We start from the raw sequence: 22,586 nt of genomic DNA, 5'->3' as shown, positions 1-22,586 counted from the left end.
TTTTTGTGATCGCTAAAAGATCAGTCTGAATTTATCTGGCGATAAGCTTCCTATGAATTGATGCACGTTTGCTTTTGCCGGCCCAAACCCTGAATGGATAATTCTACCACATCTCCGGCCTTTAAATACTGAGGCGGTTTCATACCTAAACCTACACCGGGAGGCGTACCGGTACAAATAAGATCCCCGGCTTCTAAAGTCATAAACTGCGACAGGTAGTGAACGAGGTAGTAGCAATCAAACACCATGTAGCTTGTGTTTCCTTTTTGCTTGTCTACGCCGTTGACACTTAGGGACATTTTCAGATCATGGACATGCTCAATTTCGTCCGGAGTGAGTAAAAATGGCCCTAAAGGGTTGAATGTATCGCAGGATTTCCCTTTTGTCCATTGCCCTCCCCGTTCCAGTTGAAATTCACGTTCCGAAACATCATGAGCAATACAATAACCCGCAATAAAATCCTTCGCTTCTTCCACTGAATCCAGGTATCGTGCATCTTTGCCAATCACAACACCAAGCTCTACTTCCCAATCCGTCTTCACACTGTTTCGCGGAATCTGGATATTATCATAAGGCCCAACTACCGTATTGGCGGCCTTTTGAAATACTATTGGCTCACTGGGCAATGGCATGCCAGACTCGGCCGCATGGTCAGAATAATTTAATCCGATACACAGCACCTTTCCAGGCCGGGCAACACAAGCCGCCCAACGTACATCATTGGAAATTTGAGGAAAGACGGTGAGATCTAAATTCTTCAGGGATTCGATACCTCCCTCCTGAAAAAATTTCCTGTCCCAATCACTAAACGCTGATGACAGATCTATCCGCTGATCTTCACCAATTAATACGCCTGGCTTTTCCTGGCCAGTTTCACCAAAACGAATAAGTTTCATAAATCAACTATTTTTTATATTCAAAAGCAGGCATACCTGTGTAGCCGCAATTTTTCCAAACGAACAATGAACCTGCCAGCGGCTGCTCCTTAATTTCGGCTGCGGAAAGATCTTTCCGGGCAGTTGTGATATACAAGTCCTGGAGATCGCTTCCGCCAAAAGTGCAGGAGGACACATTTGCGACAGGAAGGGGAATAGAGAAAAGCTTTTCCCCCGTTACCGGATTCCATCGGCTAACCTGCCAGCCGTTCCAGTGGGCTATCCATAACATACCTTCGCCGTCTATAGTCATACCGTCAGGAAAACCATCACTGTCACGAAACGTAATGACAGGTTCCCGACCAGATAGTGAGCCACTTGATAATTCATAATTATAGGCTACAACTTTAGCCGTTGGTGAGTCTATAAAATAAAACTTTCGCCGGTCCGGGCTCCACGCCATTCCGTTGGAGATGGTTGTGCCTTCAATTTTTCGCGATACCGAAAGATCGGAATCCAGCATGTACACCGATCCGGCTGATGGCCGCTCAGTCATCGACATTGTTCCGGCCCAGAATCGCCCGGCGGGATCACATTTACCGTCATTAAACCGATTTAAAGGCAAATGAGCTTCCGGGTCTGAAAAAAAATCGACCAGGCCGGTATTTCTGTCAACAAAACCAAATCCGTTTTGGAACGCACCCAAAAAGCTACCATCCTCACATACAACAATAGATCCTACAGGCTGATTAACCGTGATTGTTTTCAGATACTTTGTTTCCGGTTCAAGTTCATAAATCTTTCCTTTCAGGACATCTATCCAACAAATCACCTGATTTCGGGTATCCCAAACCGGCCCCTCGCCCAAAAAACAGCTACATGCTGATGCAATCTCTAACATCGTTTGTTAAGTATTCAGTTTTATAAATCCCCCATCAATAGGATAGTCGCTTCCGGTTATAAAAGCGGCCTCATCAGAACATAGGTATAATATCAACCCCGCTATTTCTTCCGGCTGGCCCATTCTCCCAATCGGTTGTGTTTTTGATAGCTTCTCAAACATTTCCTGCTCCTGTCCCGGATAGGTCTTTGCCAGGTAGCCATCTACAAACGGGGTGTGCACCCGCCCGGGCGATACGCAATTACAGCGAATTTTGTCTTGCAGGTAATCTTTGGCAACAGATAGCGTCATACCTACTACTGCGGCTTTTGATGTGGAATAAGCAAACCTGTCTGCCAGTCCTACCGACGATGCAACGGAAGCCATGTTACAAATAACTCCGCCTTTAAGCCGCATAAGAGGCAACACGGCGTAAAGGCAGTTATAAACGCCTTTTACATTTACTACAATAACCTTATCGAAGTCTTCTTCAGCGGTAGCATCCGCCCGCCCGATGTGTGCGATACCGGCATTGTTCACGAGTATATCAACAGCACCAAACTCGTTATAAATAACATCCACAACCTTTTTTACGTCTGCTTGCGTGGCTACATTACATTTAAAAAAGGCAGCGTGGTTTCCTTCAGAAATAATTTGAGCCACTACGGTGCTACCGCCGCTCTCATCCATATCAAGGATACAAACTATAGCACCCTGCTTTGCAAACAGAAGCGCAACGGCTTTTCCAATTCCACTTCCGCCGCCGGTTATTAGGGCTATTTTATTAGTTAAGTCAAGCATGTTTTAATTCAATTTTGTATTTCATTATTTGCTGATCACTTTACTCGGGCGATACACTTACAGAGGTCCATCCGCCATCTATGATCAGGTTTTGGCCGGTAATATGTTTCGCTTTATCTGAAACCAGGAACAGGGCTGCATTTGCGATATCCGAAACAAATGCGGGCCTGCCCATAGGGGTGATGCGGGACCAGGTTTGCTGATATTCCGGGTCTTCCAATGTTCGTTCGGTTAAAGTTGCACCGGGAGAAATGGTATTTACATTTATTCCAAACTGGGAAAGTTCGATAACCAGGTTTTTCGCAAGCATTTCCAAAGCAGCCTTACTCATCCCATAAGCAGCCAGGTTCTTATGAGCCTGGTGCCCGGTTACGGAGGAGGTAAATAAAATTGCGCCGCCGGATTGCTGAAGCTTCATTTGAATAGCCGCAGCCTGGGCCAGAAAAAATGATCCCGCCAGGTTCACTTGCATAATTTTAAAAAACGACTCAGGCGGATAGGTGAAAAAATCTCCGAATAAGGTAATTCCGGCGTTGGCGATTACAATATTGATACTCCCAAATTTTTCTACCGTAAACGCAACAATTCCCCTTATAAATGAAACATCGCCGGAATCGCCGGGCATTGCCAGGCAACTGTCGTTATTGACTTCGTTAATGCGTGCCACGGCGGCATTTGCCAATTCGGGGTCTAAATCGTTCAATATTACCTTTGCGCCCTCTTTTGCAAGCTCCTTGCATATTTCGAATCCGATGCCCTGACCTGCCCCGGTGACAATGGCTACTTTATTTTTAAATGACATATTATCCTTGTTTTAATCAACGATCATTATTAATTAACCGCTGGTTTTAATGAGAATCCCTGACTATCTTGCTACCAGACTTACCCCTCAGAAAATCCATATCGGCGCCTAAATGTGCCTGTTGAACATGATTGATATAAAGATTTACATATCCCCGTTCGACTGAAGGTTCGGCCGGGATAAACAGGGCTTTCCTGCGTTCAAATTCCTGATCAGAAACCGCAGCGTTAATGGTTCGATTAGGTACATCAAGTGTTATCATATCGCCGGTTTCAATCATGGCGAAATTATTGCCTGTTGCCGCCTCTGGCGAAACGTGAAGCACCACGGTTCCAAACCCGGTGCCGCTCATCCTGCCATCGGATACACGAACCATGTCTTTAACCCCCTGTTGAATTAATTTTTTCGGTAAACTCATGTTACCAACTTCGGGCATTCCCGGATATCCTTTCGGCCCAACGTTCTTTAACACCAATACCGATGATTCATCAACATCCAGTTCATCGCTGTCAATCCGGGCATGATAATCTTCAATACTGTCAAATACTACGGCTTTCCCGGTGTGCTGCATCAAATGCGCACTTGCTGCAGAAGGCTTTATGACCGCGCCATTCTCGCATAAATTCCCGGAAAGGATAGCCAGCCCAGTTAAACTGTTAAACGGGCTTTCAGTTGTTGTGATAACATCCGTGTTATAGCAAGCTGCATTGGCATAATTTTGCTGTATTGTTTTGCCATTAACGGTTATACATTCTTTGTGTAATAAATGATCAAGCTGTTTAATTACCGCCTGAAGTCCGCCGGCATAGTATAGATCCTCCATAAAATATTTTCCGGAGGGCTGCAGATTAGCTATAAGCGGAATGTCTGAGGATAAACCATCAAAATCGCTTAGTTTCAACGGCACTCCTATACGCCCTGCAATAGCCAAAAGATGAATAACAAAATTGGTTGACCCGCCAATGGCTGCGTTTACTTTAATGGCGTTTTCGAAAGCTTGCCGCGTAAGGATGTCAGACGGTTTAATATCCTGTTTTACCATATCTACTATTCTGAGGCCGGAGAGTTGTGCAAGCACTTTCCGCCTGGAATCGGCCGCTGGGATAGCCGCGTTGTTTGGTAATGAAAGCCCCAGGGACTCCACCATGCAAGCCATAGAAGACGCGGTACCCATTACGGCGCAATGCCCCTGGCTCCTGCACATGGCCGATTCGATGCTGAGCAGTTCAGTTTCGTCGATAACGCCCCCTCTCAGGTCCGAAAAAAAACGCCAGATATCGCTGGTTCCTATGCTATTGCCTTTGTGCCGTCCGGTTAACATGGGGCCACCCGAAACCACTATGGTTGGTATATCCACGCTACAAGCACCCATTACTAATGACGGTGTGGTTTTATCACAACCACAAAGTAGTACAACACCATCCAGCGGGTTGGCCCGGATGCTTTCTTCAACATCCATACTGGCCAGGTTACGGTACAGCATAGCCGTGGGCTTCATCAACGTTTCACCTAACGACATTACCGGGAACTCGACAGGAAATCCTCCCGCCTCCAACACCCCTCTTTTTACGGATTCTGCAAGATCCCGAAAGTGTGCATTACATGGCGTTAATTCGCTCCAGGTGTTACAGATCCCGATAATGGGTTTATTATTAAATTCGTATTCCGGTATTCCCTGGTTTTTCATCCAGGCGCGGTATATAAATCCGTCTTTCCCGGTACGCCCGAACCAATCGCTACTTCTTAATTTCTTATTTTCCATAATTAAAATTGGGGAATGGCAACACACACAGAATGCCCCCTTGTTTTTTTGATCTGGTATAAACGTAGAGTTTTATGTTTTCTTTAAACACCGGCCTATTGTATGTGCATTTCAATCAGCCGGTGTTATTCTTTTCAATAAATCTCCGAACATTCATAAAACGGAAACAGTTTTTTATTTTAAAAGGCTTACCTGTTCATGGTAGTAATTTATTTCATAAATAACAGATGCCAGATTACTGGGCTTTTCCTCAGCATCACGCTCAATCATTAAATAGCCTTTGTAATTTTGACGTTTCAGCTCCTTAAACACAGCCGGAAAATTAACAACACCTTTACCTATTGGCACATCCTTAAGATCAGGGCGGTTAAAAGCGGCAATATCTTTAAGGTGTATCCCAATAATATGCCCCTGTAACTTCTTCAGTCCTTCTACCGGATCAATGCCACTTTTGGGCCAATGCCCCAGATCCGGACATGCTCCAAAATTGGGATGATTTTTTATGGCCGCCAATACCGAATCAGGACTCCAGTAAGCACTCACACCTTTCCAGTGATTATGAATGGCAACCTTTAATTTATATACACCGGCAAGACTATCAACCATGTTCCACATGGTTACGGCGGGCTCGGCAGTTACATATTCTACGTTAAGCTGCTTTGCCAATTTAAATTGCTTTTCCCATTCCGCTTCATTATCCCCCCCGGTTAAAAAAATCGAGGTCATTTTTATTTTTTTATCCCTAAGGCTCTTTTTAATTTTATTTATCCCGCCCGGTGAAAGCTGCATAATCGTTGAATCTTTTAGTTCGGGGCCTGCATCGGCAAACGAAAATCCTTCAACATATTTAACACCTGCACTATCAGCAAGTGCTAATTGTTTAGGAAAGGAAAAAGTATGAAAAGCATACAAAGCGATACCCAGCCGCCAGGGTTCCTGCTTCGCCGCCGTGTGTTTATTTATCTTAACAACAGAATTATTTGTATTAGAAACGTTGTTTAAATGCTTCGGCCGGATCTTATCGCCCTTATGGACAGCGGGATTAAGAAAAATTAACGCGGACAAAATCAATGCTGATAAACTATTCATTATTAGGTATTTTATTAAGATAATTGGTTATTCAAATATAATAAGGCAGGCATATTTAAAAAAACACACCATTTGCTATTTCTAATACAATATTTACATTTACACCCTCAATTGTTTTTTATAAGTAAATGAAAAAGATATTACGGGAGTTCACAAAACCCGAAAACTCAAGCTTTATCGTCAAAGAAGAGATTGCAGCGCAGTTTGCGGCGCCTTTTCACTTCCACGAGGGTTATGAATTTACTTATATTGTTAAAGGTCATGGCAAGTTTTATGGCGGTGATAGCTTAATGAACTTCACCGAAGGTGATTTATACCTGTTTGGGATAGGTTTCCCTCATTATTTTATAAATGATAAATCTTTCATAAAATCCGGAGAACTGGCCCATTCCATTATCATTCAATTCGGCGATGATTTTTTAGGCGGGAACTTTTACCTCAAACCAGAGTTTTCGGCTGTAAAAACATTCCTGAAAAAGGCCCATCTCGGAATTAAAGTTATAAACCCAAGTGCTCAATTACAAAGATTGATGCTTGATGCCCCAAAAAGGCCGGGCTTAAAAGGGTTGATCAATTTACTGGAGCTATTAGATACTGTTGCGTCATTAAAAAGTGAAGAAGCTGCCACCATTAGCACTGATATTTTCGAAAATTCGTTAATCACTCGAAAAAAGGAAAACAAATTAGATGAAGTGTACAGATATGTATTAGAAAATTTCAAAGAACAAATTACCAGTCAAAAAGCGGCATCACTGGCATTCATGAATGAATCTGCGTTTTGCCGTTATTTTAAACGCCGAACTAATAAAACACTCTCTCAGTTTGTAAACCATGTACGTGTTACACACGCTATTCAATTGCTTGCAGAAGAAGACATGAGTATTTCTAAAGTTTGTTTTGAATGTGGCTTTGCAAACTTGTCTTATTTTAACCGCCAATTCAAAGCCGTTACCGGTAAAACTCCATATACTTATCGTAAAGAGTTTTCATAAAACGGGGCCACTAAATACCTGTTCATTTCACTTTGCACGATCATTCATTGATAATTTATATTGCACCGGGCTTTGGCCAGAATGCTCCTTGAATACATGACAAAAATGGGAGCTGGTTTTAAAACCACACAAATACGCAATGTCGTTCACTGATTTATCGGTTTGAATCAACAACTCCCTGGCATGAGCAACCCTGATCTCGCTCAGAAACTGGGAAAAGTTCTTTTTTACCTTCTTTTTAAAAAAACGGCAAAAACTCGGTTCGGTCATGCACGCAATATCAGCCACCTGTTGCAAGGAAATTTGCTGATGAAGATTATCTTTGATGAATTTAATTACGTTGAGCAAACGGTCTGGATAAAGATCATTTGATGAGTCATTTTCGTCAACAACAATAAAACTTTTCTCTTGAGAAGTAGAGATCAGGTTCATGATATGCAGGATTGACTCAACTTTTTGAAATCCTTCCAGGGTTGCTAACTCGATCAATTGACTGGCAATAATGTTCCTTGTTTCTCCGTATATCCTGATTCCCTTTGAAGCTTCACGGATCATGTTGCGAATGGATTTAAATTCCTTGATGGATTCAAATAATTGAATTAAAGCTTTAGGGTTAAAATAGGTAACGATCACCTTTGATTCCAGCTTTGAACCTTTTTCATAAAACACGGGATCGCTTAACCACAGATGCGGAACTTTTGAGCCGATAAAAACCATATCTCCCGCCTCAAAAGGCTCTACCCTGTTGCCAATAATTCTTTTACCAAAACCTTCAATAACAAACACCAATTCCAACTCGGAATGCAGGTGAAACGAAGGCTCGGAATGAAAAGGCGACCATAAAAACGTTTGACTTCTTAACTCAATTTTCATCAGCTCGTCTATTAAAGGAGCCGACTCCATATTCAATAATCTCATCACATAATCTAATTAAGTCAATAATTTATCTTGTTATATCTTATCTCTTCACTTTTGAAATATTAACTGTATTCAGAATGGGTTATAAAACTAACTAAATTTCCCCGCCCAAACTGAACAGGGAAATTTAGCGTGAAAGGGACAAGTTTAACTCGTGTTAGTAGTGTTCAAGGCCCTTTCAGTTATATATTTTCATTTTGGCAGAGAATCCTGCGCCCCCATCAAAATTTAGCAACCAGCGACATACCTCTCATGATCCAGTAATTACCAGCCGGGATGTTCATCAAAAATCCAATGGAAACGGTTGTTTCTTCCGTTAACACAAATGATAATTCGTGACTGTTCAAGTCTGAATATCCAATGGTTGGCCCTCCAGGCACATTGCCGTTGAGGTTGGGTAACGTATTTCCGGGCGCTACAATTATCATACAAGGATTAGAGCCATAATTTGCTGCGGCCATATCTACCCTAAATGTATAACTGCCCGCAGGGAGTTTAACAGTCTGATAAATTTTGCCGCTTACAATATCAGGTTGGGGAGATTCCGTAGTAACAAGTAAAGAACCGCCCTGATCGGCACCCCAGCCACCCATTTTACTGCCGAAGCTACTGTTCCCTGTTTTGTTTTTAATTGCATCATTAACAATCCAATCCCTGGGAGATCTGAACCTATCGCCAATATCTGTTTCAAGGGGTTGAATGGGATTAATCGCATTTTTTAAATAATTAGCGGTCACATCTTTAGTAACCGGAAACTTGTCAAACTTCGAGGTATAAAAAGTATCAATAGCACCCGTAAGAGGTAAATAGGAAGACTGGTATAAGATTGGCTCGCCAACTTTATAGTCAGTTAAAGTTATAGAGTTGTCTTTAGGGCCTAAAAATACTGTCTTACCACTTCCGTTAGTTGCAGTGTATCTGATCTCCGTGGTAATATTAACAGTATCCGGTGCATTGAAGTTAAGCGTAACCGCCTCGCCGTTAAATGAGCTGGGGTTGCTTGCGTTATATGGCCTATTGATTAATCCGGCCGAATACAATGGTCCAAATACCTTAACGGCCTTGGTGTTAGATGTTATAGACCTGTTCCCTTTATCATCAAAAGACACTAATGAAAAAGTATACGTGTACTCGCCTAAGTTGTTGATATAAACTTTAACAGTATCTGTTGAGGTATGGCTTGTGGCTTTTACCACCGTAGAATCGTTGTTGTCATTCCAGTAAACAACATACTTATTAACTGAAGGATCCGGACTTGGGCTCCAGCTCAGCAATACACGATTATCTCCCGGAGCCGCTTTTAGGCTGGATACTACGCCAGGATAAATTAATTCTTTCTTATCAAGGAAACTGCGGTATTTGGTAGCATCCTTGCTGCAACCCGCAGCCATAAGGAAGATTACCGAGGCGAAAATGATTTTTATATATGATTTCATTTATCTCTTTTTTAAGTTGTTAATTGAATTTAATAATGCAGCTATTGCGGTTTTCCATAAAAGGTCATCTCCTGAAAGATGAAAAAGTTGATGGACTTGTTCCACAGTTCCACAGCCTGGATCCGGATATATCTCACTGGCGGCGCACTAAATGGCACATTAAAATCAAACCCCGGCTTCACAAATTCTACGTCGGCCGCTGTTGCAGGTGTTGGAGGGATATTTCCTGATGGTGGTGGCGGCGAATTGTAAGTACCTATTTGTGTCCAACCACCAACAACGTCACCAAGTTGAGAAGTTGCCGGTAAATTCACATCTGCCCCGGGAGTTGCCGCTCCCCACAGCACCCATACCTTGGGGTTACCATCGGTATAAGCAAACTGGTATTGCTGCCAGGCCTTATAACGGCTCAACTTAACTACCTGCCCCATATCTAACGACAGGATACCCGGTATGCCGGCACCTACATTGGTATGCATTGGTGGTACACTACCATCTGTTACACCATCATATAAATACGGTACTCCCCAGTTAGAATAAATTTTGCTGTCGGTATTAAGCGGGAAAGGAGAAAACTTTGATTTATCAATTTCGGTTTCAAAAATGGGATCAATTGTTTTCACCAGGGTATCTGATATATTACCCCAGGTGTCGGTAACATACACCCCAAACTTTCTTTCTTTGGTATCATAGCCCCTCACATTAAATTCAATGGAATCCCTGTTGGTGTAATATTGGGTAATAAGTGAAGGCCTTGGCAGGGTTAGGTCAACCACTACAATTCCTATATTCTTTTTGAGTGGATTCCTTGCTTTTATGTTTGCCCCGCCAAAATCTGATTGCATGGCTAACGACGGGAATATCTGTTGATAAACCGGTTGACCGGGATGTACCTTAACCGTTACCGGATCAGATTCTACATTCGCCCGTGTTACCACTTTAAGCGTTACATCGTAGTCCTGGCTTTTAGCAAAACCTTCTACTTTTATACTATCAGAATAGTAGGATGATTTGGTTTGCCTGGAGGTTGCGTCGCTTATTTTATAACTGGCAAGTACATACAAAATATTTGGCGAATTTGGGAGATCATAGGTAATATTGGCCCCTCCATCATAATTATCTATTTTGATATTTGTAACTACCTGTGGCTTTGTCTTATCATCAGAGGAGGGGATATTATAGCTGTCGATTTTTTTACAGCAAACAAAAAGGCAAGCTATTGCAAAGCCTAAAACAAAATAAAATCTTTTATATAAATACATAATCTTACGATTTAATTTGATTGGATCAGTGATGTGTTACCAACCTGGGTTTTGCACCAGATTTGGGTTAACGGTAAGTGAGTTATCTGAAATTGGCCACAAATAGTCACGTTTATTAAATACAGGCTGAAAAAGCGTTTGTGGCGTATAATAAGCGTCACGGTTGGTTGTCTGTTTCCAGTTCCAGCCCTGTATCGGAACATTCAATACAGATTCTAACTCTTTCCATCGTCTGAGATCCCAGCCAACCCTTCCTTCAAAGCAAAGCTCAATGCGACGTTCCTGATGGATAATTTTCCTTAAACCTTCCTTACTTGAATATTCACCCGGATTTGTAGAGAACTGATCCCAGGATTGTTTCACTCCCTGTAAGCCGGCCCTGTTTCTCACTATATCGATATAATGAAACGCATCGGCAGTTGGGCCGTTAACTTCATTTATCGCTTCGGCATACAAGAGATATAAATCAGCCAGTCGCATCATTGGAAGCCTGTAACCAACTTCGGTAACAGTATTTTGATCATTCAAAAAGTAAGTTGTTTGGTAGTGCACCAACTTTTTGGGCCAGTAACCCGTTACATTGATATTGATATAGTTATTAGGACCAGCGTATGCTGTACCGTTTGTACTTACAGTTTGCACATAAAGTGCACTGCTTTGTTCCGTTCTGCCATGTCCGAACCAAATCCCGCCATCAAAGCCAAGATTGGCATAATATCTTGCCTCCCTGTTTAAATTAAGATTTGCAGTGGGATACCCATTTTCAACAAAAGAGCTGTTTTTGTCGTCGCCTACTCCAATTGAGTAACGGCTGCCGTAATCCCATGTTTTATCTTCTGAAATTGGTACCCCATTGGCTGTATAAAACATTTGGGCTATTGCCATGGGAGCCGAAAAATTAGATTTGATATCATGGTATTGTGTTACCCCAAAAATTGTTAGGCGGGGAAGCGCAAAAGTCTGATAAGTAAAAATGGGATTAAGCGCCCATATGGCCTCCGTATTTAACTCATTACGTTCTGTGACAGCATTCTGCAGGGTTAGCACCAGGTTCAGCTGATCTGTTATTGTGCCAATGTTTCCCGGTTTTATAAACTTATAAAGCTTCATACCCAGCCCTTCGCACGTATCTATGGCTGCTTTACATGCCGCCATGGCTTTTTGCCATTTTTGTGGATCAGCCCCTGTTGAAAATAGATTTATACCATCTTTACCTTTGAAACCGGTGTAGTCAGAATTTCCGTTAAATTGCGGGCTTGCAGCAGTAGCCAGTATTTCGGCTTTAATGGCAAGGGCAATGGGCCTGGTAATGCGGCCAAACTCACTACTCGGATCTGGTAATTGAAGCGGTAAATTGGGTATGGCTTCATTCAGCAATTGTTCAACATAATTAAATGCAGTGTCTACCGGTTCACGTTTAACCCTAACTTCTGCTGTGGTGGCATCTATAGGTAAACTTTTCCGTAAGATGGGAATTGGACCATACATCCGTACTAACCAGTAATGGTAATAAGCCTTCAAAAACTTCACTTCAGCCACCCATCGCTGCTTGTCAGTTACCAGGAGCCCTTTAGCCTTATCAATATTCTCTAAAAAGATGTTACATCTGCGTATCGCTTCAAACATGGGGCGCCCCTGCCCTGTTCCGTCCCAATAGTTCATGGCCGGGTTAACAACATTTTGGGTACCCTTTAATAAATTAAAACCCTCTTCGCCGCTTCCCAAATTTGAGTAGGTAACAAACGATGGATCGGGGATAACTATCTCTGCTGAACTTGTAAATCCCGGATTCCGCAACACATCAGAAAGTGTTTGAAGTGGAGAATAGCAGGCAAATAAATAATTTTCAGCTTCATTCCGGCTTTGAAAAGCATAATCCAAAGTAGCGGTATTATCTGGTGTAACATCCAGGTATTTTTTACAGGAGTTAAATGCTACTGCAAATATCAGGAGTGTACAAATTTTATAGTAATGTTTCATTGCTTCTTATAATTTAAAACTCTTAACTGTTGAATAAATCGTGATGGCGAAATTTAGAAAGTGACGTTAAGACCAATATTCAGCACTTTTTGAATCGGATAATTAAAGCCGTTACCACCCAGTTCAGGATCCCAAAGCTTAAAGGAGCTGAAGGTTAACAAATTCAGCCCGCTCAGATAAATCCTGAAGTTTGACATCCTTAACCGTTTTACAATATCCTTAGGAAGACTATACCCAAATTCCACGGATTTAAGCCGTACGAAGCTGCCATCGCGAAGCCACCAGGTACTGGCCCTTGTATTATTTGAAAGGGTTCCCCAGTCTGTTCCCAGTCGAGGATATAGGGCGTATAAATTTTGGTTATCTTCTGACCAATGGCTGTCGGCATAGCCTTTTAACAACTGGGTTTCCCCCACAAACGGACTTGTTTCAAGCGGGTTAACAAAAAACGAAACTCTTGCGTTACCGTTAAAAAATACGCTCAGGTCAAAATTCTTATAACCGCCTGATACGCCAAAGCCATATGTGATTGCCGGGGTAGTTGGTAACCCGATAGGCACCATATCCCTTTCTGAGATAATACCATCGCCGTTAACATCCCTGTATTTAATATCACCACCTTTTGGCGCAACCCCACCAGATTCAAACAGTTGAGTTGGTGAAGCAGCAGCCTCTTTGTCGTCTACAAAAAGTCGTTCTCCTATAAATCCATAAAACTGGTTAATGGGCTGCCCCGTTTTATACCTCCATGGCTCGGTATATTGCGGTTCTTCATAAGTAATATACTTGCTGGCAGTTAGGGTAAGGTTTCCTAAAGCAGATAGCCAAAAATTATTAAAAGTGTGTTTGTAGTTTAAATTAAAATCAAGCCCTTTTGATTCGGCAACGCCGATATTTGCCGCAATGGGTGAACTCCCTTGATTTTCCAGCCCAACCGAAGTTGGGATTGATGTCCGCGGCATCAGGATGTCATAACGATGTTGTTTATAGATCTCGGCAGTTATATTCAGATCGTTAAACAGCGTTGCTTCAACAGCAAGGTTAGTTTGTTTCGATCTTTCCCAGGTAACATCGGGATTTGGATAACTGGTAACTGAAACACCGCCCTTATAGTTAGTATTATTATAGCCAAACCATGCAGGATTACCACCATTCAAATTAACATTTGACAGGTAGAAGAATCGTTGCGAACCAATATTATCATTACCAACCAAACCATAACTTGCCCGGAACTTAAGCCTGCTGATGATATTGGTAAAGCTGCCTTTCCAGAAACCTTCGTTAGATACAACCCAGGAAGCTCCGATTGTTGGGAACAGGCCAAACCTGTTACTTTCTGAAAAACGCTCCGAACCGTTATAGGCGCCGTTGGCTTCAACGAAGTACTTATTCATATAAGAATAACTTACCCGGCCTGTGTAATTTAAATTCCTGTAGGGTAAGGTATACTGTAAATCCGGAACATGGGTAACCGGGTTTTGCGCATTAGGATTTAAAGTTTGCTGCCTTACCAACGCCAAAGAAGCGCTGATACCATTCTTTCCGAAATTATTATTATAGTTAAGTATACCCCTTAACAAGATAAAAGTTGTAATATTTGACTGACCGGGCGAATAGTTCAGATATTCGGTAGCACGATCATTGCCCGCCTGTTGGTTAATCCACAATAGGCTGTAATTGTTGGTCTGGGGGTCGTAAAGGTTAGTGGGTGCCGTGTAATAAAACGGGTTATACTGCCGCGTATAGTCGAAATACGCATACCGGTTAGTGCTGAATAGGCCCTGAAAGTTCAGACCAGGAATAACCCAACTGAAATTTTGGTTCAATTCTGCCTGTGCCGACATTCTGGATTCAGAATAGGTTTGAAATCCCTTCAAAAGATCAGCATATGGATTATCATAATTTACGCTATTGGCTGAACCTCCCGGATAGTTTCCGAATAGAATATGCGTTGCGTCTGCGTTATCACCCACTGCGGGAAAAGATGCCGGAAAAAGCACCGGATTGGTATGTAGTGCCCTATAGTATAAATCTGTTGCCAGTCCCGAACCAGAGATCGGACCTCCATAATCTGTAAAGTTGCCCCAAAGCATTACAGATATCTTGGTGGTTTTAGTTAGGTTGATATCAACATTGGATCTTAACTGGTAATTTTGAAGCTTAACATTATTTTTTTCGGTGGGGTTGCTGTTCTCAGTTTTTAAGATCCCGTTATCCACGTTTACCGATCCCGAAACGTAATAGGTTGCTACGGCCCCTCCTCCGCTAACACTCAGGTTAGCACGCTGCGTTGTTGCGTTTTTGTTGAATAATTTATCGAGCCAGTTTACTGCAGGATATACATAAGAATTTGATCCAGGGTCACCCCTCATTGCCGCTTGCGTATTATAAATTTTATTCTGATCGTACCTTGGAACTGCTAAGGGACTACGGGTGGTTTGGGCTTCGTCATAAAGCTTCATGTAGGTTATCGGATCGGCTATCTCCAACGTTTTAGTCGGTGCAGATATTGAATTTTCCAACCTGAAATTAAGCGTGGCTTTCCCGAGTTTCCCCCTTTTGGTTGTTACCAGGATTACACCATTGGCACCCCTGGCGCCATAAAGTGCTGTTGCTGATGCATCTTTAAGAATACTGAAGCTTTCAATATCATCTACCTGAAGCCTTGCCAGGTCGCTGGAGGTTAGTTCAACGTTGTCAATAAGTATCAGAGGGTCCTGCTTATAGCCAAATGTAGTGACCCCGCGTATAAAGAACTGGGCATTATCCTGACCGGGTTGGCCGTTACCCTGGAAAGAAATTAGCCCTGCCACCCGTCCTGCGAGTGCAGTTGTCAGGTTACTGGCCGGAATTTTTAATTCTTTTGGGTTTATGGTAACAACTGACCCTACAACGGCCTCTTTTAATTGTTTTCGCCCAAATGCCGTAACTACAATTTCTTCGCTTTGCGTTACGAACTCTTTGAGGTGAACATTAATAATCTTTTGCCCGTTAACATCGATAGTAGTTTTTAAAAAACCGACCGACGAAAATACTAACGTGGCATTCGATTTAACAGTAATAGCATAATTACCGTCCTTGTCTGTTATTGCGCCAATTTTGGTACTTCCTGACAGTGCTACGGTTGCACCTTGTATACGACGCGAAAGCGTATCAGAAACAATTCCTCTCACCTGAATATTTTCCTGAGCGTGCAAGGCACTGGAAAAAATCAGTAAAAAAAAGGCAAACAAAACTCTTGAGTAAAGATTTCTCATCATGGGCATTTTGGGTTTAATTTGGTTTATAATCAATCAGGATTAGTTGTATATAACTGAAGTACAACTAATTATTGAAATACTGACTGGCCAAATATATTGCCTTTAAAAGCCCTTCATTGTCGCCTAATTAACCATCTATATAAAATTATTATCCCGTTTTTGACATTTTTGGGCGTTGATCGCCTGCAAGAGCAAAAGAGAATCGGGGATACAAATAGTATGGTATTTTTTGGCGACCGTTGCTGTAATAAATACAATCGATTGAGAAAAAAAGGGCAGAATTAAATTATCAGGCGATAAATACCCGTATCATATATCATCAGGTCAACTTAAAAAAGTAAAAAGATGTATTGGTATATTGATACCCCCAGGATAAACCATTTTATCACCGGCCCGGTTTGATGATCTTCGGTCTGTGCCTTTTGACGGAAATTTGGAATTAAATTGGCTAACAGGGGCAATACATTGGTTTTTTCCAATAATTTCTCAACCACTATTTTTTCCGCTTTTTGAAAAGTTTAAAAAACGAATCTATTTTTAACTGACAATGTATCATAAAAGAAGTTCTTACAACCCTAAACTCTTTACGTTCGGCATGTGAAAACAGCTTTTCCATAAGGTTTACTTTGTATATGTCGGCTTCGACCGGGGTAAAATATTGTTTGGATACATTTTTAATCTTAAACAGATTAAGGCAATCATCAGCCGGCAATGTTCTTTCGGGATTGGCCAAACCAAGCCAGCCTTCGTAATAGTATCTATTATCGCTAATTTCCGGCGCACTGCACTTAGCCAAATATTCTCCTTTAGCGTACCAGAAATTATACCAGATCCATCCTTCTTTCGACGAGAACAAACCAGCTTTTTGCTTATTTTCTGTATTGAGTAACTGTATGTTTTTTCGCCAGTTTTGAAATGTTTTGGTGAGTAAGAAAATTTCCTCAAGGGCTCGCGAATGGAGGTTATGTGTCATCCCTTTACTATGAAAGTATAGGATTATACTTTCCGGAGATTCTACGGCCAAATCATGTGCTAATTTGAGCGCTGGATATTCAAACTGGTTAACAAATGATGTATGTACAATTGCCGCCGGAAATATGTTTTTTATAATCTCCTTAATCTCATCAGTATAATTATTAGCGTCGGTTACATGGATATATAGATCTGCTTCGGACAAAATCCCGTAACTCTTTAACTGATATAACTGCCCCGAGAGTATGGCCCGCCAATTTGAATTTGGGCTTGTAAAAAAGTAATAAACAATTTTAATATTATTTACAGCGTGGGAGAGCTCAATTTTAATATCCTCCACATATTGATCTTCCAGTATATTATATACCTGATTATTCGCAGATAGCTGTAAATATCTTTTGCCCTTCCCGCCAACATCTCCAAATACATCGCGAAAAACGGTATTTCCAGGAATTACTATAACATTCTCTTTTAAATAACTACTGACTTTGTTTGAAACGTCAATAGCTTCTATAGGCAACATATCTATATTAAACGTCCCAAATATTGCTTTCATAGCCAATCGTATCCCGATTTTGTGGTAAAAAAATTAATATGTACAAAGCAGCTGCGTTTAGCTATAATGAGAAGCTTATATTTAGCATATTATTCTGGGGGATAAAGATACAGCATTAATTTAAGCGGCGCAATATTAGGCATAATGGTCATTGAATAAGTGTGCCCGGGGTTGGTCCCCTCCTACGTCATTTTAAGTAAACCCACGCCATTGCGTAATTCTGATTATAGCACGTTTCTCAATTTATTTGTACTTTTGCAAACGGATGAAATACCTGGCTTTCTTATTCAGTTTATACTTTACCTTGCTGGCGATCTTACCGTGCCAGGACAGGGAAGATAACATGGCCAGCGTAGTTCACGCTACCATTCAGACAACCCATTCCGGTAATGACCACGCCGGGCAGGAAGTATGTCCGCCTTTTTGTACCTGTACCTGCTGCTCCACAGCCAGGAATCTCGTAAGCAAACCTGTTTCAGGTTTATTCTTCAAAGTAGTTGACCGCCAATATCCCGACAGCAAAATCCCTGCTGTTCAGGAACAGAGCATGGCCATTTGGCAACCACCACAGTCAGCATAATCTTTTCTCTTTTTTAAGTATGCAATTCACCTGCAAACAGGTTGGTTGTGTTTTATTTATTCCTTTTTCAGAAATTATTTATGTTAGATGCCATTATACGGTTCAGCATCCGTAATAAACTGGTGATTGGCTTTTTTACCCTGGCACTTATTGCCTGGGGTATCTGGAGTACCACACAGATTGCGGTTGATGCTTTACCCGACATTACCAATAACCAGGTGCAGGTAATTACCAAAGCACCTACTTTAGCCGCGCAGGAAGTTGAACAATTTATCACCTACCCGGTAGAGCGATCGCTCTCCAACCTGCCTAATGTTACCGAAATGCGCTCCATGTCCCGGTTCGGATTGAGTGTGATTACCATTGTATTTAAAGAATCCGTGGATGTGTATTTTGCCCGCCAGCTCATTGCAGAAAAGCTGAACGAAGTGCAGGAACAAATCCCTAAAGGTACCGGCAGGCCCGAAATGGCCCCGGTTACAACAGGATTGGGCGAGATCTACCAGTATGTCCTTCACCCCAAAAAAGGAAGTGAGCATAAATACTCGGCAATGGATCTCCGCACCATGCAGGATTGGATTGTAACCCGCCAGCTATATGGCATTGCAGGTGTTGCCGAAGTTACTGCCTTTGGTGGTGTATCGAAACAATTTGAGGTTGCGCTTGACCCCGATAAGCTGAAAGCGATGGATGTGACCATTCCCGAAGTTTTTACAGCATTGGAGAAAAACAACCAGAATACGGGTGGGGCTTATATTGATAAAAAGCCAAATGCGTATTTCATCCGCGGGGTGGGTTTAATGTCGGGCATCCCCGATATTGAGAATACTATCATTAAGCGGCAGGCCAATGGCGTACCAATACTGGTTAAAAATATCGGCAAAATTCAGTTAGGCTCACCGCCAAGATATGGGGCCATGACCTACAATGGCGAAAAGGAGGTGGTTGGCGGTATAGTACTGATGACCAAGGGCGCTAACAGTGCCGAAGTAGTAGGCCTGGTGAAAGAACGGATGAATCTGGTACAGAAGTCACTTCCGGCCGATGTGGTAATCGAACCATTCCTTGATCGTACTAATCTTATCAACCGGGCGATCAGCACTGTAGAACGAAACCTTACCGAAGGCGCGTTGATCGTGATCTTTGTGTTGGTGCTTTTCCTGGGAAACTGGCGGGCCGGGCTTATTGTAGCCTCTGCTATCCCTTTATCATTATTGTTCGCACTTTCGTTAATGAATCTTTTTGGCGTATCAGCCAACCTGATGTCATTAGGGGCCATTGATTTCGGCCTCATCGTGGATGGAGCAGTTATTATTGTAGAAGCTACCATGCACCACCTCGCACTGCGCAAAATCACCGGCAGGTTTACCCAGCAGGAAATGGATGAGGAAGTATTCCTATCTGCCTCCCGCATCCGTAACAGCGCGGCGTTTGGTGAAATCATTATTTTGGTGGTTTATATTCCTATTCTTACGCTAACGGGTATTGAAGGTAAGATGTTTCGTCCAATGGCCCAAACCGTAGGTTTTGCCATATTGGGTGCGTTATTATTGTCACTCACCTATATTCCCATGATGTCGGCCCTGTTCCTGTCCAAAAATGCCGAGCCTAAAAAGACATTTTCTGATCGGATGATCGGCTTTTTCCAGCGCAAATATGAACCTGTTTTAAAAGCGGCTATCCGGTTTAAATACCAGGTTGTTGCAGTGGCGGTTATTCTTATGATAGTGAGCGTGTTTATCTTTTCCCGCATGGGCGGCGAATTTATACCCCAACTGGAAGAGGGTGACTATGCGATAGAATTTGTATTACCACAGGGAACTTCTTTATCGCAAAGCACCGAAACCATTATGCAGGCCGAACGGATGCTGCGTAAATATCCCGAAGTAAAAATGGTTGTTGGCAAAACGGGCAGCGCCGATGTAGCTACCGACCCTATGCCGCCAGAAGCATCCGACCTGATAGTTGTACTAAAGGATAAATCAGAGTGGCCGGATGGTAAAGGATTTTATGAACTGGCCGATGATATGCGGAATACTTTAGCTGACCTCCCCGGTGTAATAGCCGAACCCAGCCAACCCATCCAGATGCGTTTTAACGAATTAATGACTGGTGTAAAACAAGATGTAGCTGTAAAGATCTTTGGTGAGAATTTGGATACCCTGAACCTGCTGGCTGTTAAAGTTGCACAGGCCATTAAGCCAATAGCCGGTGTTACGCAACCACAGGTAGAGCGGGTAAGCGGATTGCCCCAGATCACCGTAAAATACGACCGGGCACGAATGGCCAATTACGGGTTGAATATCGAAGATGTGAACCGGGTGATCAGCACTGCATTTGCGGGTAATACCGCCGGTTCCATTTATGAGAACGAGCGTAGGTTTGACCTGGTGGTCAGGCTGGATTCTGCCCATCGCAACGCTATTGAAAATGTAAGCGAACTGTTTATCCCCACCCCTGAGGGTAACCAGGTGCCTTTATCACAGGTGGCAACGATATCCTACGAAACAGGTCCGGCGCAAATCAGCCGGGAAAATGCCCGCCGGCGCATTGTAACCAGCTTTAATGTAACCGGCAGAGATGTAGAAAGCGTGGTGAAAGATGTACAGGTAAAACTTAATGCCAAAGTTCCATTGCCTACAGGCTACTATTATACTTATGGCGGTACGTTTGAAAACCTGCGGCAGGCAAGTGCCAGGCTGATGATCGCAGTTCCGGCGGCTTTGCTACTCATCTTTATCCTGCTGTATTTTACTTTCCATTCTATTAAACAGGCTACGCTAATCTTTACAGCCATACCCATGTCTGCCATTGGTGGTGTGTTCGCGCTGCTATTACGGGGAATGCCGTTCAGTATTTCGGCAGGGGTTGGTTTTATTGCGCTGTTTGGCGTGGCGGTATTGAATGGCATTGTACTCATTGGCACCTTTAACCAGTTGGCTAAAGATGGCGTTGAGGATATCATGGAACGCATTTACCGGGGTACAAAAGAACGGTTGCGACCTGTATTGATGACTGGCGCTGTAGCCTCCTTGGGCTTCCTGCCGATGGCTGTTTCGTCCAGCGCCGGTGCCGAGGTTCAAAAACCTTTGGCAACCGTAGTGATCGGCGGGTTGCTTACCGCGACACTGTTAACCTTAGTTGTATTGCCTTTGCTTTACCTCATCTTCACTAAAAAAAAGATCAACCCTTCGGCAAAGACAAAGAAAATAGTGTTAACACTGTTGGTTTTTGCAATCACACTGCCTGCCTTTGCACAAACAACCCCTACAGCAAAAAGAATCACCTTGAATGAAGCTTATGAAATAGCTATTCAAAACAACTTGCAGTTACGTTCATCTAATTTAAAGATCGATCAGCGCAGGGAGTTGGGTAAAACAGCCTTTACGCTTCCCAAAACAGGTGTATTCGTGGAAAATGAGGATATCAACCCGCAGGATCAGAAAGGTATCCTGAAGATCGGTCTTTCCCAAACTATGGACTGGCCCGGTCTTTATAAGGCACGTAAAAACCTCTTGCAGGAACAAACCCGCTCTGCCGAGTATTCCCGCCAGGCACAGGTGATGGAGGTTAAAAGAAACATTGCCGGCACCTACTATAATTTATGGTATTACCAGAGCAAACAACGCTTATGGCAACGGCTTGACAGTATTTACGGAACGCTGGCCAAAGCCGCTGTATTGAGGGTAAAAACCGGTGAGAATGCCGGGCTGGACAGTATTGCCGCCCAGGCCAAAGCCCGGGAAACCACAGTGCAGTTGCGGTTGATCCAAAAGGATATCAAAAACCAGCAGGAAGCCTTGAAACGATTGTTAAATGTACAACTGGCCTTACTGCCCGACAGCAGCCCTTTACGAAAAGTGGAGTTGGAAGGAACAACAGCGGATACCAATGCGCACCCCTTGCTTAAGATACAACAGCAGAACGTGAATATTGCGGGCGCGGAAGTAAAAGTAGCCGGACAGGGTCAGATGCCATCCTTTGAAGGCCGTTTCTTTTCGCAACGCTTATATGGTGTTACCCCGGCTTATTCCGGGTTCTCGGTAACTGTGGGTATTCCGCTATTTGGACGGGGCCAGTATAAACATGCAGTTAAAGCGGCACAACTGGAAAGAAGCTACCAGCAAACAGTATTGACAGATCAGCAGCTCGCCTTCAGCACTTCTTATAACCAGGAATTGGAAACCCTGCAAAAGAATAATGACCTGCTGGACTATTATACCGCAACCGGGCTCCGGCAAGCTGATGCCATTATTAAAGCTGCCAATCTTTCCTACCGTTCTGGAGAGATCAGCTTCGCCGAGCTATCGCAATACCTCACGCAAGCCATCGACATTCAGCGCAACTATTTAGATGTGCTGAATGAATACAACCAGAGTGCTCTCCAACTGAATTACTACACCAACAGCAAATAAGATATA

The 22,586-nt window shown here is 42.8% G+C and carries 15 protein-coding genes; 3 read left to right on the top strand and 12 right to left on the bottom strand.

Going from position 1 to position 22,586, the window contains the following annotated elements:
* Positions 1-50: 50 nt before the first annotated feature.
* The 6 genes from BLS59_RS28285 to BLS59_RS28260 all read right to left on the bottom strand — a co-directional run bounded on the left by BLS59_RS28285 (position 51) and on the right by BLS59_RS28260 (position 6,209).
* Positions 51-896: a fumarylacetoacetate hydrolase family protein gene (locus BLS59_RS28285; RefSeq protein ID WP_091156331.1), complete on the bottom strand. Its 846-nt coding sequence runs from the start codon at positions 894-896 to the stop codon at positions 51-53.
* 7 nt (positions 897-903) lie between these two features.
* On the bottom strand, positions 904-1,776 hold the full coding sequence (locus tag BLS59_RS28280; RefSeq protein ID WP_091156329.1) for an SMP-30/gluconolactonase/LRE family protein: 873 nt from the start codon (positions 1,774-1,776) through the stop codon (positions 904-906).
* Between the two features lie 6 nt (positions 1,777-1,782).
* Complete coding sequence (locus BLS59_RS28275; RefSeq protein WP_091156327.1) at positions 1,783-2,556, bottom strand: SDR family NAD(P)-dependent oxidoreductase; 774 nt, start codon at positions 2,554-2,556, stop codon at positions 1,783-1,785.
* Positions 2,557-2,596: 40 nt separating this feature from the next.
* On the bottom strand, positions 2,597-3,358 hold the full coding sequence (locus BLS59_RS28270) for an SDR family NAD(P)-dependent oxidoreductase (RefSeq protein ID WP_091156325.1): 762 nt from the start codon (positions 3,356-3,358) through the stop codon (positions 2,597-2,599).
* 46 nt (positions 3,359-3,404) lie between these two features.
* Entirely contained in the window at positions 3,405-5,120 is a 1,716-nt protein-coding gene (locus BLS59_RS28265) for an IlvD/Edd family dehydratase (protein WP_091156324.1), read from the bottom strand.
* Between the two features lie 174 nt (positions 5,121-5,294).
* Entirely contained in the window at positions 5,295-6,209 is a 915-nt protein-coding gene (locus BLS59_RS28260; RefSeq protein ID WP_091156322.1) for a sugar phosphate isomerase/epimerase family protein, read from the bottom strand.
* 128 nt (positions 6,210-6,337) lie between these two features.
* Between BLS59_RS28260 and BLS59_RS28255 the strand changes: the two genes are divergently transcribed.
* Complete coding sequence (locus BLS59_RS28255; RefSeq protein ID WP_091156320.1) at positions 6,338-7,201, top strand: helix-turn-helix domain-containing protein; 864 nt, start codon at positions 6,338-6,340, stop codon at positions 7,199-7,201.
* A gap of 27 nt (positions 7,202-7,228) precedes the next feature.
* Here BLS59_RS28255 and BLS59_RS28250 read toward each other — a convergent pair whose 3' ends face one another.
* The 6 genes from BLS59_RS28250 to BLS59_RS28225 form a co-directional block, all read right to left on the bottom strand.
* Positions 7,229-8,074 (bottom strand): helix-turn-helix domain-containing protein, encoded by an 846-nt coding sequence (locus BLS59_RS28250; RefSeq protein ID WP_262492979.1) that lies wholly within the window; start codon positions 8,072-8,074, stop codon positions 7,229-7,231.
* Positions 8,075-8,340: 266 nt separating this feature from the next.
* Positions 8,341-9,555: a DUF4998 domain-containing protein gene (locus tag BLS59_RS28245; protein ID WP_091156316.1), complete on the bottom strand. Its 1,215-nt coding sequence runs from the start codon at positions 9,553-9,555 to the stop codon at positions 8,341-8,343.
* Positions 9,556-9,596: 41 nt separating this feature from the next.
* A complete protein-coding gene (locus BLS59_RS28240; protein ID WP_091156315.1) occupies positions 9,597-10,817 on the bottom strand; it encodes a DUF5000 domain-containing lipoprotein in 1,221 nt (406 codons plus the stop codon).
* Positions 10,818-10,853: 36 nt separating this feature from the next.
* Positions 10,854-12,797, bottom strand: a complete 1,944-nt coding sequence (locus tag BLS59_RS28235; RefSeq protein WP_091156313.1) for a RagB/SusD family nutrient uptake outer membrane protein — start codon at positions 12,795-12,797, stop codon at positions 10,854-10,856.
* 53 nt (positions 12,798-12,850) lie between these two features.
* Entirely contained in the window at positions 12,851-16,057 is a 3,207-nt protein-coding gene (locus BLS59_RS28230) for a SusC/RagA family TonB-linked outer membrane protein (RefSeq protein WP_205411376.1), read from the bottom strand.
* 493 nt (positions 16,058-16,550) lie between these two features.
* The gene (locus BLS59_RS28225) at positions 16,551-17,585 is read right to left on the bottom strand and encodes a hypothetical protein (RefSeq protein ID WP_091156309.1); all 1,035 of its coding nucleotides are present in this window, start codon (positions 17,583-17,585) and stop codon (positions 16,551-16,553) included.
* A gap of 265 nt (positions 17,586-17,850) precedes the next feature.
* Here BLS59_RS28225 and BLS59_RS28220 point away from each other — a divergent pair, with 265 nt between their 5' ends.
* A complete protein-coding gene (locus BLS59_RS28220) occupies positions 17,851-18,165 on the top strand; it encodes a DUF6660 family protein (protein ID WP_091156307.1) in 315 nt (104 codons plus the stop codon).
* A gap of 80 nt (positions 18,166-18,245) precedes the next feature.
* Positions 18,246-22,580 (top strand): CusA/CzcA family heavy metal efflux RND transporter, encoded by a 4,335-nt coding sequence (locus tag BLS59_RS28215; protein WP_091156305.1) that lies wholly within the window; start codon positions 18,246-18,248, stop codon positions 22,578-22,580.
* Positions 22,581-22,586: the final 6 nt, after the last annotated feature.

The organism is Mucilaginibacter pineti (assembly GCF_900101875.1).
GTDB lineage: Bacteria > Bacteroidota > Bacteroidia > Sphingobacteriales > Sphingobacteriaceae > Mucilaginibacter > Mucilaginibacter pineti.
Note: the sequence above shows the minus strand (reverse complement) of the source record. Positions and strands in the feature narration are given on the sequence as shown.

Coding starts and splice junctions, on each gene's coding strand:
- BLS59_RS28285 (WP_091156331.1), bottom strand. CDS start 896: ATGAAACTTATTCGTTTTGGTGAAACTGGCCAGGAAAAGCCAGGCGTA.
- BLS59_RS28280 (WP_091156329.1), bottom strand. CDS start 1,776: ATGTTAGAGATTGCATCAGCATGTAGCTGTTTTTTGGGCGAGGGGCCG.
- BLS59_RS28275 (WP_091156327.1), bottom strand. CDS start 2,556: ATGCTTGACTTAACTAATAAAATAGCCCTAATAACCGGCGGCGGAAGT.
- BLS59_RS28270 (WP_091156325.1), bottom strand. CDS start 3,358: ATGTCATTTAAAAATAAAGTAGCCATTGTCACCGGGGCAGGTCAGGGC.
- BLS59_RS28265 (WP_091156324.1), bottom strand. CDS start 5,120: ATGGAAAATAAGAAATTAAGAAGTAGCGATTGGTTCGGGCGTACCGGG.
- BLS59_RS28260 (WP_091156322.1), bottom strand. CDS start 6,209: ATGAATAGTTTATCAGCATTGATTTTGTCCGCGTTAATTTTTCTTAAT.
- BLS59_RS28255 (WP_091156320.1), top strand. CDS start 6,338: ATGAAAAAGATATTACGGGAGTTCACAAAACCCGAAAACTCAAGCTTT.
- BLS59_RS28250 (WP_262492979.1), bottom strand. CDS start 8,074: ATGAAAATTGAGTTAAGAAGTCAAACGTTTTTATGGTCGCCTTTTCAT.
- BLS59_RS28245 (WP_091156316.1), bottom strand. CDS start 9,555: ATGAAATCATATATAAAAATCATTTTCGCCTCGGTAATCTTCCTTATG.
- BLS59_RS28240 (WP_091156315.1), bottom strand. CDS start 10,817: ATGTATTTATATAAAAGATTTTATTTTGTTTTAGGCTTTGCAATAGCT.
- BLS59_RS28235 (WP_091156313.1), bottom strand. CDS start 12,797: ATGAAACATTACTATAAAATTTGTACACTCCTGATATTTGCAGTAGCA.
- BLS59_RS28230 (WP_205411376.1), bottom strand. CDS start 16,057: ATGATGAGAAATCTTTACTCAAGAGTTTTGTTTGCCTTTTTTTTACTG.
- BLS59_RS28225 (WP_091156309.1), bottom strand. CDS start 17,585: ATGAAAGCAATATTTGGGACGTTTAATATAGATATGTTGCCTATAGAA.
- BLS59_RS28220 (WP_091156307.1), top strand. CDS start 17,851: ATGAAATACCTGGCTTTCTTATTCAGTTTATACTTTACCTTGCTGGCG.
- BLS59_RS28215 (WP_091156305.1), top strand. CDS start 18,246: ATGTTAGATGCCATTATACGGTTCAGCATCCGTAATAAACTGGTGATT.